Annotated in this window: 10 protein-coding genes and 1 pseudogene; 2 read left to right on the plus strand and 9 right to left on the minus strand. The window is 59.7% G+C overall.

Going from position 1 to position 14,764, the window contains the following annotated elements; all coding sequences use genetic code 11:
• Positions 1–9 precede the first annotated feature (9 nt).
• Together CLU85_RS19955 and CLU85_RS19960 are read right to left on the minus strand one after the other, a co-directional pair.
• A pseudogene (locus CLU85_RS19955) lies at positions 10–1,112 on the minus strand (glycosyltransferase).
• Complete coding sequence (locus tag CLU85_RS19960; protein WP_100411799.1) at positions 1,109–1,894, minus strand: glycosyltransferase; 786 nt, start codon at positions 1,892–1,894, stop codon at positions 1,109–1,111. The pseudogene CLU85_RS19955 and the gene CLU85_RS19960 overlap by 4 nt, the downstream one beginning before the upstream one ends.
• A gap of 73 nt (positions 1,895–1,967) precedes the next feature.
• On the opposite strand from CLU85_RS19960, the gene CLU85_RS19965 reads away from it, so the two are divergent.
• On the plus strand, positions 1,968–5,729 hold the full coding sequence (locus CLU85_RS19965; protein WP_100411800.1) for a methyltransferase domain-containing protein: 3,762 nt from the start codon (positions 1,968–1,970) through the stop codon (positions 5,727–5,729).
• A gap of 18 nt (positions 5,730–5,747) precedes the next feature.
• The gene (locus CLU85_RS19970; protein WP_100411801.1) at positions 5,748–7,055 is read left to right on the plus strand and encodes a tetratricopeptide repeat protein; all 1,308 of its coding nucleotides are present in this window, start codon (positions 5,748–5,750) and stop codon (positions 7,053–7,055) included.
• 13 nt (positions 7,056–7,068) lie between these two features.
• On the opposite strand, the gene CLU85_RS19975 is transcribed toward CLU85_RS19970, so the two are convergent.
• The 7 genes from CLU85_RS19975 to CLU85_RS20005 form a co-directional block, all read right to left on the minus strand.
• Positions 7,069–7,968, minus strand: a complete 900-nt coding sequence (locus tag CLU85_RS19975; RefSeq protein ID WP_232727877.1) for a bifunctional 2-polyprenyl-6-hydroxyphenol methylase/3-demethylubiquinol 3-O-methyltransferase UbiG — start codon at positions 7,966–7,968, stop codon at positions 7,069–7,071.
• An 87-nt stretch (positions 7,969–8,055) separates the two neighbouring features.
• Complete coding sequence (locus CLU85_RS19980; protein ID WP_100411803.1) at positions 8,056–8,949, minus strand: class I SAM-dependent methyltransferase; 894 nt, start codon at positions 8,947–8,949, stop codon at positions 8,056–8,058.
• A gap of 180 nt (positions 8,950–9,129) precedes the next feature.
• Entirely contained in the window at positions 9,130–10,422 is a 1,293-nt protein-coding gene (locus tag CLU85_RS19985) for an ABC transporter ATP-binding protein (protein WP_369858323.1), read from the minus strand.
• On the minus strand, positions 10,419–11,219 hold the full coding sequence (locus CLU85_RS19990) for an ABC transporter permease (protein WP_100411805.1): 801 nt from the start codon (positions 11,217–11,219) through the stop codon (positions 10,419–10,421). The genes CLU85_RS19985 and CLU85_RS19990 overlap by 4 nt, the downstream gene beginning before the upstream one ends.
• A gap of 103 nt (positions 11,220–11,322) precedes the next feature.
• Positions 11,323–12,258, minus strand: coding sequence for a peptidylprolyl isomerase (locus CLU85_RS19995; RefSeq protein ID WP_100411806.1), 936 nt, complete (start codon positions 12,256–12,258; stop codon positions 11,323–11,325).
• 86 nt (positions 12,259–12,344) lie between these two features.
• The gene (locus CLU85_RS20000; protein ID WP_100411807.1) at positions 12,345–14,129 is read right to left on the minus strand and encodes a cell surface protein; all 1,785 of its coding nucleotides are present in this window, start codon (positions 14,127–14,129) and stop codon (positions 12,345–12,347) included.
• A gap of 187 nt (positions 14,130–14,316) precedes the next feature.
• Positions 14,317–14,745, minus strand: coding sequence for a hypothetical protein (locus tag CLU85_RS20005; protein WP_100411808.1), 429 nt, complete (start codon positions 14,743–14,745; stop codon positions 14,317–14,319).
• Positions 14,746–14,764 lie beyond the last annotated feature (19 nt).

Raw genomic sequence — 14,764 nt, forward strand, 5'->3', positions numbered from 1 at the left:
AAGACAGTGTCAGTGACGAAGCCAATGCGGAACCTTGAAGCGCACGATGGCCAGGTAGGCCATTACATAGCTGATCACAAACAGGCCACAAAACGCCATGAGCAAAAGCGTGTTGTTCCAGAACAGCACGGCGGGCACCACCGTCAGCAGCGTAAAACCCCACAGGTAGGGCGACGTGCGGTTGTTGCGCATCAGTACGCGGCGCGACTCATCGTCATGAAAAACCCCCCGCACGATGCGCCGGTAAATCAGCTGGTGAAAGTGCAGCGCATCGGCCACCCCGGGCGACACACCACGAACCGCCTTGCGGTAAATCGAAAAGATGGTCTCCCAGACCGGGTAGATCAGCAGCAACATGGGAAACCAGGGCGAGACGTCCGCATTGCGCTGAACCAGGGAAATGCTGGCCATGGCAATCACCACACCCCACACATAAGCCCCACCATCGCCAGCAAACAGCATGCCGCGCGGGTAGTTCCAGACCAAAAACCCCCCCGTGGCAGCAGCCGTGGACACCAGCAGTGCCGCCAGTGCGCGATCCCCTACTTGCAGTGCCACATGGGCCAGCGCCAGGCAGACGATCAGGGCCACCATGCCCGCCAGACCGTTGTAACCATCAATGATGTTGAAGGCATGGGGCAGGCCCGCAACGGCCAGCACGACCACCGCAATACCCAGCCACGGAACGGCGGCCAACACCCCGTCAAGCCAGGGCCATCCCATACGGGGCAGGGTCAGATCGAGCAGCACAACGGCCAAAACCCCCGACGCACCCGTCAAAATCAGCCGGTAGCGAACAGAAAGGCGCTGGGTCATGTCCTCAGCAATTCCCCCAGAGCGGCCGGCAAAAGCACCACCAACCAGCCACCCACCCACCCACCCAATCGGAGAGAGCCGGGGTCCCCCCACTGAAGAGACTGGAGAATGCCCAGGCCCCAACTGCAGCCCAAGCCCAGCAATACAGCCGCCCCGCCCAAACGAGGAACATCTCCCAAGTGAAAACGCTGCGGCATGCTGCTGCCATACACAGAAGCATGTGCACTCATCCAGCGAACGACAAGCCCCGCCGCCAGCGCTGCCACCACAAAAGCCACCAAAGACAACCAGATCATGAGCGCCCGATGGTACCTGTGCCTGCCACTCCGCCCCGTAACAGAAGGCACGCTTGACCGTATACCGGTGAGCGCCACAGCCGCACAAGGCTGCGCACATGCCACTGTAGATGGCGCCAGCGCCTGTGACTGGCGCGCTGACCGACATGCACCACCTGCACGGGTACGCGAACCAGCGCCCAACCTGCAAGTCGTATACGCAGGCACAGATCTACGTCTTCGCAATACATGAAATACGCTTCGTCAAATCCTCGGACAGCTTGCCACACGGCCTGAGGCAATACCAGACAGGCAGCATTCACCCAATCCACCCGAGTCTCGCGACACCCCAGAAAACGACGGCGCCAGAGCGCCCGGGGCGTGGGCAATTCGCGCTCGCTGTCTTGCAGATGGCCACGTTCATCCAGCTGGGTCGGGTAAGCACACCCCACGCCCGGTTGCCCGGCGGCCTGGGCCAAAGCGGCAAACGGATCCTGCCCGTTCAAACCCACATCCGGATTCAGCACACAAACAAAGGGCTCTGTCGCACCGGCCAGTGCGCGGTTGTGATTGGCACCAAACCCCACGGGCACTTTGTTTCTAACCACTTGTAATACAAACGGCCACCCCGTGGCAGGCGCCTCAGGCTCCGCCTCTGGCAGATTCTGCGTCAGCACCACGCGCACTATCGTGACAGCAGACAGGCGAGCCAGATCGTTCAACAAGTTCTGCACCAATGGCCCATGGCCGTGACTGACCACGGAGACCACAAGACTGCGCGACGGGGAAAGAAAGGCGTTCATCAAGTCGTCATTGTCCCAGTTTCGACTCCGTGCGCTGTTACAAATGCACCGCCCCCGCCGTCATAATCCCTGAATGACGCATTCAATGGAAGATTTGCACGTATATCTGCGCCACATCACACCGGGTGAGCGCACCTCACTGTCGGTGTTGGCGAGCTTGGTGAACAACCGGTCAACCGTGCTGGACCTGGGTTGTGGCAGCGGCGCACTCGGACAACACCTGTCAGAGGCAAAGGGCTGCACGCTGGACGGTGTCACCCTGAGCGAAGCAGAAGCCACCCACGCGCGGCCCCACTACCGGCGCTTGGTGGTAGATAACCTGGAGTCATGCGATCTGGTTGCCACCTTTGCCGACCAACGCTACGACTTCATCGTCTGCGCTGATGTGCTGGAACACCTGAGCCGCCCCGAGCAGGTGCTGGAGGCATGCCGCCAATTGCTCCTGCCTGGTGGGAAACTGCTCATTTCCGTGCCCAATGCAGGCTACAGCGGCCTCATTGCCGAATTGCTGGAAGGGGAATTCCTCTACCGCGAAGAAGGCCTGCTGGATCGCACACACCTGCGCTTCTTCACACGCAAGTCGCTGGCACGCTTTCTCGGAGAACACCGCTGGGCCCCGGACTCCATCGACACCATTGCCCGCGAGTTGCCCGAGTCAGAGTTCAATGTCGCCTTTGACCGCCTGCCCCCCTCCGTGGCCAGGCATTTACTGGGTGTGCCCGATGCACTGACCTATCAGTTCATCTGTGTTGCGCATCCAACAGGCGAAGCCACGCGGGCCCTGGAGCCGCCGGTCCCTCCTCCCAGAAGCCCAGCACAAGCGCTGTTCACTACCCAGCTATATCTAGGCCGCGACGGCCACTACGATGAAGCCCACAAGCTCACCGCGTCGGGGGTCATTGGCCGGGAGCGCCAAACCCTGCACTTCGAACTGCCCCACTCTGAAGTACCGGTCACCCAATTGCGCCTGGACCCCGCCGACCGACCAGGATTTGTGCACCTGTTCCGGCTGGCATTGCGAACCGCCCGTGGCGAGCTGCTGTGGCAATGGGCCTCCACCTCCGACTCGCGATCGCTTCTGGCGTCGACCCCCCACAGCCAGATCGTCTGGCAAGCGCCCATGCCAGCGGCATCCGGCGCCACACTGCTATTGCTCGCGGGCGACGAACCGTGGTTCGAACTTCCCATCCCTCCCGCAGATCTGTCACAGAGTGCTTCAGAAGGCGCCACTCTGGAGGTCGAGATGGGCTGGCCCATGTCTGCAGACTACGTGGCCCTGTCTGGCACAGTGCTCCCCTTGCACGATCACATTGCCCAACTGGAAAGCACCGGCCGCGATATGGCCGGCAGGTTGAACCAAGTGCAGACGGATCTCGCCACAACCCAAAGCCGCAATCAGTTGCTGGAAGAGGCCAACCAGGCGGCATCCAGGCAGCGTGCCATCTGGCAACAAGAAGCGACCCGCCTGAAAACCGATCTCGACGAACTGGCCCAGCACCTTCACAACATTGAAACCTCTACCGTGTTCCGCGCTACCCGCCCCATTGTTCACACCAAGATGTGGCTCGACCGGTTGCTGGGCCGTGGGCCGCAGGCAACCCTACACAACAAGCCTGTCCGGACGACCACACCGCTCACACCAACACAGCACCCGATAGACATCATTGTTCCCGTTTACCGAGGACTGGCCGACACCCGCTTGTGCGTCGAATCCGTGCTGGCCAGCGCCAACCAGAGCGCCTGGCGCCTCATCGTCATCAACGACGCCAGCCCCGAGCCTGAGGTCACAGGATGGCTGCGCGAGCGTGCTGCACAAGATAGCCGAATCACCCTGCTGGAGAACCCCGAAAACCTGGGTTTTGTAGGCACCGTCAACCGGGGTATGGCGCTGAGCGACAGCAACGACGTTTTGCTGCTCAACAGCGACGCCGAGGTGGCCAACGACTGGCTGGACCGCATTCGCCGTGCGGCCTATGGCGATAGCAAAGTGGCGTCGGTCACGCCTTTTTCAAACAACGCCACCATCTGCAGCTATCCCCAATTTTGCAAGGACAACCGTTTGCCTGCCGGCTACGACACAGCACGGCTGGATGCCCTGTGCGCCCAAACCAATCCTGGCGAGGTGGTGGACATACCCACAGGCGTAGGTTTTTGCATGTACATCCGGCGTGATTGCCTTGCCCAGGTGGGCCTTTTTGACACCGAGAACTTCGGCAAAGGCTATGGGGAAGAAAACGATTTCTGTCAGCGGGCAGCCGAGGCAGGATGGCGCAATCTGCACCTGCTAGACACTTTCGTGCTGCACACCGGTGGCGTGAGTTTTGGCGACAGCAAGAGCCCACGCGAGCGTGCCGCCATGGAAACCCTGCGACGCCTGCACCCTCGCTACGAGCGCGAGGTCATGGCCTTTGTTCAGGCAGATCCGGCGCAACCATATCGGCTCGCGCTGGATATGGCACGGATACAGCAGGCTCAACGCCCCGTCGTGCTGGCTGTGCTGCACGACCGTGCGGGCGGCACACTTCGCCATGTGCGCGAACTCGCGCAACATTTGAGTGACCAGGCGACTTTCCTCACGCTCACTCCCGCACCAGACCAGCGCGTACGCCTGGAACTGGCTGGCAAGGATGAAGGCCTTGAACTCTTGTTCCGGCTCTCCGACCAGTTCCCAGACCTCGTTCAGGTGCTCAATATCCTGGGCGTGCGGCATATCCACTACCACCACATCCTTGGCCATGATCCGCTGGTTCTGGACCTGCCAGCACAGTTGGGGGTGGACTATGACTTCACCGCGCACGACTACTACAGCTATTGCGCTCACATCTCCCTGACGGGCAGCGACAACCGATTTGCGGGAGAACCCTCCCCCGGGCAGTGCGCTTGTTGCTCCCCGCATGACCCCGCCCCCATGGGCTACGGCACGGTGGCGGACTGGCGGCACCGCAACCGTCACTTTCTGACAAGCGCTCGCCTGGTTATCGCCCCCAGCGCAGACACCGCGCGGCGCATCGCTGCATTTGCCCCCAGTGCGCGTGTGCGGGCTATTCCCCACACCGACATGGCCACGCCTGGCAGCGAGGGAACGCCACTGCCGCAGGCCAAAAATTTGGCCCCGGACGCACCACTGAAAGTGGTGGTCCTCGGCGCTCTCAGTGCCATCAAGGGAGCTGATGTGCTTGAAGCGGCGGCCCAGGAAGCCGCCCGAACAGGTGCGCCTGTGGAGTTCCATCTGCTGGGCTATGGGTACCGCCACCTGCAAACCCAGCCCCGCGCACGGATCACCGTGCATGGCGCCTACCAGGACGAGGACTTGCCGGGGCTGCTGGCTTGGCTGCAACCCGACATAGTCTGGTTCCCCGCCCTCTGGCCTGAAACCTACAGCTATACGCTCAGCGCCGCTTTGCAGGCAAGCTTGCCGGTGGCCGTTCCGGATATCGGCGCATTTGCAGAACGCGTTGTTGGCAGGCCTTGGAGCTGGGTCTGCCCGTGGGACCAGGAAGGAAAGCAATGGGTGCGCTTTTTCACAGCCTTGCGCACCGAGCATTTCGTACCTGGCTTGCCGCCAGCACCCCCGGTCGCCCAACCTGCACCTGATAGCCGTACGCCCTGGACCTACCAGCACGACTATTTGCTGGGCGTGTCGGTCAAAGCAGACGCGCAGCCACCATTGGCTGCCGCGTTGCTGGCCCAATACCTGGCGCCCAAGGGCGCGTCCGCACGCTCTGAGGCACTGAACGCACTCGCTTACCTACGTTCGCTCCCTCTGCTGCGCACTGCAGCCCGCCGCATTCCTGCGCACTGGCAGCGTCGAATCAAGAATTGGCTGCAAAAGTAAATTACTTCCATCACCTCCATGAACAGTATTTCCGACCCCAACCTTCCGCTTATCGAGGCCGCCCGCACGCTGATAGAACAAGGCCAACTTGCGCAAGCTGCCGACGCGCTCAATCAAGCACGAGCCCAGTTCCCCAATGACCCACGCATATACATGATGGCAGGGGTCATGTCAGAAAAAGCCGGCAATGTGGCCGGAGCGTTTCAACTCATGCAAACCGGGCTGTCACTCGCCCCCAACTGGGCTCCCGGCATTGTTGTGCTGGCGCAGTTGCAGGCGAGACAGGGACAGTATGAAGAAGCGAGCGAGAACGCCGCCACAGCGCTTCAACTTGACAGCGAGACCCGCGTCGTGCTGGATGGTGCGATTGACGTGGCACAACTCACGGGTGACTTCGCCCTTGCCGTGCGCCGCATCCGGCAAGGTCTGGCCCGGCAACCCACCGACGCCAAGTGGCGTTTGTTGCTCGCCTCCGCCCTGGGTCAGATGGAGCAGTATGACGAGGCCCTTGCTCTCTGGGATGGGCTCATTGCAGACTCGCCCGAGGATCGCGCAGCACTCGAAGGGCGCATGCACATGCTCTTGATTGCAGGGCGCCTGGAAGAAGCTGCTCTCGCGACAGCCCATCTGCGAGCGCTGGACCCCACCAATCCCGTCTACGCCTACTACGAAGCGCGCGCACAAGGACAAACTCCAGCACACCAACCCACCGAACTCAACCGGCAACTTTTCGACAACGCTGCACATTTTTTCGATGCCCAGCTGGTCCAGGGCTTGAACTACAGGTTGCCACAGCAGATTGCCAAGAGGATCATCGCTTTTTATCCGGACAGAAAGCTCAACCTGCTCGACCTAGGCTGCGGAACAGGACTGCTGGGGGCCCAACTGGGCAGGCTACAAGGTCGCCTGGCGGGCGTGGATCTATCCCCCAAAATGCTCGATCAGGCACGCCGCTACAACCTTTACGACACATTGACCGTTGCTGACCTGCACGACGCACTCAGCGAGGCTGAAGCTACTTCCTACGATGTAGTCGTCGCACTGGATGTCTGCATTTATGTGGGCGACTTGAGTAAAGTCATTCCTGCAGTATGGCGCACCCTGGTGCCAGGTGGAAGACTGTTTTTCTCATGCGAAAGTGGGCCAGAGGATGGACCTGACCTCTTCCTGAATCGGTCTACCGAACGGTACGTCCACAAGCGCAGCCATGTCGAGAGCCTGTGCCGGGATGCCGGATTTGTGGTGGAAGTCGAAAACACCGTGCTGCGTACCCAAAAGGGCCAGCCCGCGCATGGCTTTGTAGTCATGGCACGCAAGCCCTCGTGAACGGCTTGCCTTCCTAAGCACTCTTGCGCAGCAGCAGAAAAATCTCATTATTGCGCAGCACTGACTCACTGTATTGCACACGTAGTTGCTGCGGTGGCAGCAGGTCTACGCTGCGCCGCTCCTGTTGCTCCACTACGAAACCAGCCTGACGCACAAGATCCACCAGTTCATCCGCCGTCAAGCGGTTGAGCTGTTGGTACTCCTTGAAAACGAAGCGTTTGTAGCCGTCTACGCCAAAGTCGGCAAACCCAAAGTCGACTTCCTCCGCGTTGATCGGCCCTTCGTGGGCTTCGATGGTGGACCACAGCACCTCTTCGGGCACGAGCAAATGGTGCCAGGGCACTTCGTCATAGCGGCGCAGGTGCGAACCATAGGGTGAATGGAACAACGGCTCGATCTGCAAGAAAAACACCCCCCCCGGTCGCAAACAGGCGTGCAGATCCCGCAAGATCGGCAACAACTGGTCGCGCTGCACATGTTCAAAAGTAGACCAGCTCATAATGCCATCGACACCCGAATGGCGATCCGACAAGCGCGCGCCCGGCACGATGGTCTCAAACGTCAGTGCAGCCGGGATACGGCGCATGCCCAGTTGCTCGCTGGCAATGCGCGGCAGTTTGGTGTATTCCCTGCGAATATCGATGCCATGAATGGCGGTAGCGCCATGGCGCAGCACCAGAGACAAATCGGTAATGCCATCGCCGCAGCCAAAATTTAGCAGCCTTGCCGTGCGCATATCGAGCGCGCCGCCCATCCACTGGTGGACCACGTTGGCTGCGTAATCGAAATGCGCCCGAAACCACTCGTCACTGATGCGCTGTGCATCCCATGGAGCCATACCCCACAGCCGCTCCTGCAACTTTAACCACCAATTATTCTTCATTGCTTCTCCAGGAATAGCACTGTGATCCATCGCTTCCTACGTTCCCGCCGCAGTACCGTGTTGCAAGCAGTCTTGGCGTCTTGGCCACACTGCCAACGCTCCGCCCGAGTGCTCCCCTCACGGTTTACGCAGCACGTAAGCGTCCTGGTGGTTCCAGAAATGCACTGGCGCTTTGTGCACCAGCCTGTCGGCCCCCACTGTTTCGGCGATGCGCGCCAGGACGAACGCCTCTGAGGTGAAAGTGGTGCCGTATTCCTGCTCGTCGATGGCAGTGGATTCACTGGAAGCCGCAAAGAAATAGCCATCCTCGTCCAGCGTCACATGATCAAAGTCGGCCGCCTTGATACCGTGGGTGCTGAACACCAGCAGCCCGCCAGGGGCCACCGCTTCGTACAACACCTTGAGCCAACGCGACCACGTGGCGCTTGGCAAATGGCTGAAGAGAGACAACACAAATACCAGGTCATAGCGGGCAGGCCATTGCACACTCTCTGGCACGCTGGTCGACAAGAAACCATCCACACCAAACGTGTTGCGCGAAAACTCCACCGCATTCGGCACCACATCCGACACCACGACCCGCGAAGAACCCAGGGCCTTGACCAAGTGCCGGGTAAACCGGCCATGGCCACTGGCGAATTCCAACACGCTGTGCGTCCTGAATAGTGGCTGGTCCACCGCCTCCAGCAGCAGCATCAGCTCCGACAAGGTTCTCCAGCCGTCCGCGAGGTAGTCGCGCAATGGGTTACGGCTTGAGTGGTGACTTCGAAAGAAGCCAAAAATGTCGTCTTGCTCAGAGATGGTGCAGTTCAGCCCCATGACGTTGTTGAAAGAACCGATCAGGTCGTTCGCCTCTATGAGTGCGTGGGCGGCCAGCACCACATCGCGCTCATCTCGCGCGCGCACCAGTACTTGCGCTGCAGCCTCCCTGTCGCCCCGTGCCAGCAGCTCCCCCCCCTCTCGCAGCAGTTGTTGGCCAAGGGTGGAGGTTGATGTTGGAAGAACAGTCATGGTGTTGAAATGCACGAGAAACCGCAGATTATCGGGGAGCCGCTGGAAGAGACAGATTCAAGAGCGCAAGGCAGGTGCGCACGGCAAGCGCAACTCACGCGCGACATCCTGACGCCTTGGTTGACCGCCCCGCCGTACGCAAATGCGTCAGCCGAGGGTCTGTGGGAGGGTCTGGGGGCGTCAACTCCAGCGATGGGGCAGCCGCACCAAACCAGGCAGCGGCTTGGGAAAAATGAAGCGGAAGTGCAAAAACTGAAACCACTCGTCATATACCGCCAGACCCGTCTCATCGAACAGGAACGCGCTGATCACATAGTCGCCGCTGTGCAGAGGCAGGTCCGGAAAGGTCAGGACAGATTGCCAAGTGCCATCGTCTTGCTGCACGGGCACTGCACCGTCTTCATGCGTCGCCAGCGACGTGATTCCGACACCCTTGGACTGCTCGATCATGAACCCAATGTTCGGGCGCTCTGCACCGCGTCCGCGCGCGCGGATGGTTACCACCAAGTCGAGCCCCTGAAGCACGGGCGGCTGGCCCGCTACCGACTCATCCAGATGCGCCACGTCCACCGACAGAATGCAGGCACTGCCCCCCTCGCTCGGCGCCTGCGGAGCCGTGCTGTTGTTGCCGTTATGTTGCGCCACCGTGGCGCTGTCGATTGTGAACGCAGGGGGCTCTGTACCGGCACTGCTTTCAGCGGTGGACTCGCGTTCCCGGGTGTGTACGTCGTAGGCTGCAAGCACCGCCTCGGTATTGCCGAACTGCGCTACGCGGCCACCTTTGAGCCAGAGCGCCCGGTCGCACAGATGGCGAATGTGGTAGGGACTGTGTGAACAGAACAGAATGGTGCAGCCACTGTTTCGAAATGCCGTAATGCGCTCGACACACTTTTTCTGAAAATTCTGATCTCCTACGGCCAACGCTTCGTCGATGATCAAAACGTCGGGCTGCACAGCCGTCACCAGGGCAAAAGCCAAGCGCACGGTCATGCCCGACGAATAGGTTTTTACCGGCCGGTCCAGCGCCTCACCCAGTTCGCAGAAATCGATGATTTCAGGCTCCAGGCGCGCCATCTCATCATGATTGATACCAATCAGGCTGCCCGCGAAGTAAAGATTGTCGCGGCCACTGAAGTCGGGGTGAAAGCCAGCACCCAGCTCCAAAATGGCAGTCACCCGTCCTACGCGATCAATGCGCCCATGGCTGGGCTGCAAAGTACCCGCCAACAGTTTGAGCAAAGTGCTTTTGCCTGCCCCGTTGTCACCGATCACACCAATACATTCGCCCCGCCGCAATTCAAACGACACATCGCTCAGCGCCCAGTGGCTGCGGTGGGTGGCCTTGCCCGTCAACAGCGCACGCAGCCTGGCCCGTGGGGTGGGATAAAGCTTGTATTCTTTAGCTACGCCAGCCACGGACAGCACCGTGTCAGGAGCAACGCTTGGCGTGTTGGGGGAGTTTTTGGTGCTCACAACCAGTCCACCAATTGATCGCGGCTGCGGGCCACCAAGGCGTTCAGTGCCACTGACAGTGCACACACCCATACAAGCGTTGCGCACCATACGCTCCAGTGGGGCCACTGACCTTGCAGCAGCACCTGCTGATATCCCATTACCAGCCCCGTCATCGGGTTGAGCCATAGTACCCAGCGCCAGGCTTGGGGAAAGAGCTGAATGGGAAACAGAATCGGTGACAGATAAATGCCCACAGAGAGCAGAAAACCCACCAGCTGCGCAACGTCTCGCAGCGCCGCAGCCAGTATGGCCAGTGCGTAACCCAGCACCATACACAACAGCATTTGCAACAGCAGTAAAGGCAGCAGAGCCAGGATGGCAGGCTTCAGTCCATGAGCAGGAATGTAGGCCACTGCTACAAGCAGCAGCAACGGGCCATAAATAGAGAAGCTGGCCAACACCGAGCGTGACGTAAACAGCACAGGTGGCAGAGGGTTCTTGTGCAACAGGCTGCCAGCGTCGATCAGGCTGGTCATGCCACGCTGCACTGCATCGCAAAAAGCCATCCAAGGCAAGGCACCGACTACCAGATACGCGCCAACGGCCCTTGTAGGGGCCTGCTCGCCCAGGCGCATGCCAAACACCACGTCAAACACCAGATAGTACGCAGCCACGGTGAGCAGTGGCTGCAGATACGGCCAGACAATGCCCAGCGCCGTACCGGTGTGGCGTGAAGCCACCTCCCGGCGCGTCAGCACCCACACCAATGTGCGCGCACGCCACAGCGCGCGCGCTTCACTCCAGAGAATGTTCATGAGAAGGATGTTGCAGGCGGACAGCCGCCCACCGTGGCTCGTCTGGCTTTGGCTTTGGCTTCAGGCGACTAGGCGTTAAGCGACTAGCCGCCGACTACCCATATTACTTGGCGATTGGCACCGGAATACCGGCTCCTTTGGCATAGCCTGCCGCAAAGTCTTCAATTGCCTTGGCATTTGGCTCCACACCGTCTTGCAGCTTTTGTGCCGCCTTCACACGAGCATCTTGCGTGACGCTAGCGCGCACTTCCTTGAGCAGCTCATCTTTCACCTCGTCGAAGGAGCGAGTGCTTGGCGGCTTGCGGTCTTCCAACTGAATGATGTGGTAGCCAAACTGGGTTTCCACCACGCCGCTGAGGTCGCCTTTTTTCTTGAGATCAAAGACCGCCTCGTCAAAGGCAGGCACCATGCGGCCCTTTGGGAACAAACCCAGATCGCCGCCACGAACTGCACTGCCTTTGTCCGTGGAGTGCTCTTCTGCCAGCTTAGCGAAATCGCCGCCCTTCTTGATATCCGACAGCAATTTTTCGGCTTTGGCACGCGATTCCGGGGTTACCCCTGCAATGAGAATGTGCCGCGCTTGCACCTGCTCACCCACCTGGAAGCGTTCAGGCTTCGCACGGTAGACACTGCGGGCCATTTCAAGGGCGGCAGCGTCGTTGGGTGCTGCCTGCTGATCAATGCGCGCCAGCATCATGTCAGACAGGACCTTGTCGCGCGCCAGTTGCAGCATGGCAGCCACCTGCGGGTCCTTGTCCAGTCCTTGCTGCAAGGCCTGCTGGCCCAGGGCACGGCGCACATACATGTTCATGGCCACTTGGCTCACGCTCTGCTTGTTGCCCAGCACCATGGGGCGCATTTCTGCGGGCATGCGCATCAAGGCATCCGCCTCCAGATCATTGCTGGTGATGGCAAATTTTCCACCCTGGGTCAAGGGCACAGGGCCCGCTGCCTGGGCCATCGAACCAAAGGCGAGCAAAGCAGCAGCCAGGGCAATACCGCGCAGCGGCGAGATGCAAGTTGTCGTCAGGAGCTTCATGGATAAAAAGGAAAAATGAAATGAAAAAAAGGCGGGGAACCCCCCGCCTTTTTTGGATCACGTTGCCGCGATTAAGTGCCCACGAATTACTTCGTGTAGCGATGTGGCCAGGAGATACCGTAGGTACCCGACACGCCAACACCCGCTTGTGGGTTGGTCAGCTTGACGAAGGAGTTACCCAGCAGTGGCAGACCCAGAGCAGCGTTGGACGTGTCGATCACGCCCCAGCCGTTCGTGTAGATGCCGGAAGTGATGGTGCTACGAGCCACCGAAGCGCCCAACACGGAGTTGCCCGTGTCAGCGAAGGCCAGCACGCTGACTTCGCCGCAGAATGCAACAGAGCTGGCGGTACCAGGCGAGAACACAGGACCTGCAGTGGCAGAGGTTTCTTCACGGTCGAAGAACTTCTGGCCATCGGCGTACACGCAGATGTTACCATTGGTATCCACCGTTGTGTTACCCACGCTCTTGTACAAGCCACCAGCTGCAGCGACGTTATTCGCACCTGCCGTGTAGAAGTAGTTGCCAGTCTGAACACCAGCAGGAACTGGGACAGCAACCGTACCAACGTTGTTAATGTCCGTGAACAAACGATAGCCAGGATTGCTGGACGTTGCGCCCGTTGCACCGCTGGTGCCAGTCACTGCAGCGTAGTTTGCGGCCACGTTGTAACGACGAGCAGGCATGGAGAACACCCAGTCCGTCTTGGCAGTGATGCTTGCGTCCAGAGCGTATTGGTTAGTCACCGACTTCACAGCCAGCGCAGCCAGCAGGGCCTTAGCCTGGCCTACAGCGTTCGGGCTGGTAGCAGCATTGAAGAAAGGCGTAGACAGATCTGGCGCATCGTAGTTGAGCATCGGCAGCGCTGCAGCGGTCACGTTCGTACCAGCAGCGTTGTAAACACCAAGCGTACGGAACAGAGGATCAGCCGTCACGCCGTTTGCACCGTCAGCGCCGAGCGTCACCAGGGAATTGCCCAGTTGCGCAAAGTGGCGGAAGTTAGCCACGCCATTCACGCCACCAGCACCAACGGTAGCAGCAATAGCGGTTGCAGCACCCGAGAACACGGTGGTTTGGGGCACGTTGATGATGTACCAGTCACCCATCAGACCGCCGGTGGGGCTGTCCAGACCAGCAGCAGCGATTTGTGCTTCAGTGGTGTAGTCAGCGATAGCAGCTGCGTTCAGAGCCGAACGGGCAGTAGAACCTGCGACAGAGCAAGGTGCCACGCCAGACACGTGCTTGGTAGCGGTGTACAGAGCGGAGCGGTTAGGACCGGCAGCAGCCAGAGCGCCAGCTGCATCAAAGGCCTTCAGAGCCGTGATGTCAGCGACGTTGAACACTTCCACATAACCTTCGCGGGTCAGCGCAGTGCGCTGGACTTCCGTCAGGTAGCCAGGCAGACGGCTGCTGGTGTTGTTGAAGGACTGGGTAGTCAGTGCAGGCACCGTGCAGGTGTTGTCTGCTGTGGTGATTTGAGCCAAGCCATTGGCATCAGCCGTCACAGCAGCCGTCCACACGTCGCCAGGCGACAGGAAAACCTGGAAATCCAGCAGGTCGTCGGAGTTGGAAGCGGAGCGGAAACGCACCTTGGCGACCTTACCGTTGGTTTGGTCGGTGTTGGTGATGTGCAGCACGGTCATGTTGCCGTTTTGCGCATTGAAGTAAGGCACCACCAGAGCATGGCCCACGCCACCAGCCGTCACCGCCAAAGCAGTCGCCGTTGGCTTAGCAATAATCTTGCCAGCATAGGTAGTTGCAGTCTGAGGACCGGCATCGGTACCAACAACCACGTCAGCCGACGCAACACCCGCGAAGCCCAGGCCACCAATCATGGCAGCAATGCTCAGGGCCATCACATTTTTTTTCATACAAGAACTCCAGTTAAAAAAGTTGGTAAGCGCAACTACCACGATTGATTACGCTAGAGAATCGTAGCACAGCGCTTCTGGGAACTAAACTTGATTACGAGGGCCTGCTGGCGTTTGTTGACCAAATACAACAGTTCCGAATAACCAAAACCTTATCCCCTAGCCTGCAAGGGAGCCGCCTCAACCCTTACAGATCTTGGTAGCGCCACCACTGGCCGTCTTCCAACAGCCAAGTCTCACTCAGGTGGGTTGCAATGGTACCCAAATTCATGCCCACCAAGGCAGGTGCAGCGCTGATTTTTATGCGAACGGTGCATTTTTCAGGCTCGCAGGTGGTATTGATGGGCTCCGCCCCCTTGAGGGATGCGCCATCTCCGAACTGCATACGAAACTGCTCCATCGTGTGCAGCTTGCGATATGAGGGGGTGGACAGAGCATAGGCCTTGGCGTAATTCCCCGTGACACGCGCCTTCCAGTACTCGGTTGCACGCTGCTGCACAACCTGCTCGGGCGGCCCTGAGAAAGTAGCACACCCGGCCAGCGCCAAAGTGGCTGTTACAACCAGGGCCGACATCCAGACGGGCTGGTGCTGGCGAATCCACGTAAGAGTCTTCATCTTGATGGTTTCCTTCTAT

The organism is Acidovorax sp. 69, assembly GCF_002797445.1.
Classification (GTDB): Bacteria; Pseudomonadota; Gammaproteobacteria; order Burkholderiales; family Burkholderiaceae_C; genus Acidovorax.

What these genes read in the sequence shown, in the direction of transcription:
- CLU85_RS19960 (WP_100411799.1), bottom strand. Translation starts at nt 1,894, where the DNA reads ATGAACGCCTTTCTTTCCCCGTCGCGCAGTCTTGTGGTCTCCGTGGTC.
- CLU85_RS19965 (WP_100411800.1), top strand. Translation starts at nt 1,968, where the DNA reads ATGACGCATTCAATGGAAGATTTGCACGTATATCTGCGCCACATCACA.
- CLU85_RS19970 (WP_100411801.1), top strand. Translation starts at nt 5,748, where the DNA reads ATGAACAGTATTTCCGACCCCAACCTTCCGCTTATCGAGGCCGCCCGC.
- CLU85_RS19975 (WP_232727877.1), bottom strand. Translation starts at nt 7,968, where the DNA reads ATGGATCACAGTGCTATTCCTGGAGAAGCAATGAAGAATAATTGGTGG.
- CLU85_RS19980 (WP_100411803.1), bottom strand. Translation starts at nt 8,949, where the DNA reads ATGACTGTTCTTCCAACATCAACCTCCACCCTTGGCCAACAACTGCTG.
- CLU85_RS19990 (WP_100411805.1), bottom strand. Translation starts at nt 11,219, where the DNA reads ATGAACATTCTCTGGAGTGAAGCGCGCGCGCTGTGGCGTGCGCGCACA.
- CLU85_RS19995 (WP_100411806.1), bottom strand. Translation starts at nt 12,258, where the DNA reads ATGAAGCTCCTGACGACAACTTGCATCTCGCCGCTGCGCGGTATTGCC.
- CLU85_RS20000 (WP_100411807.1), bottom strand. Translation starts at nt 14,129, where the DNA reads ATGAAAAAAAATGTGATGGCCCTGAGCATTGCTGCCATGATTGGTGGC.
- CLU85_RS20005 (WP_100411808.1), bottom strand. Translation starts at nt 14,745, where the DNA reads ATGAAGACTCTTACGTGGATTCGCCAGCACCAGCCCGTCTGGATGTCG.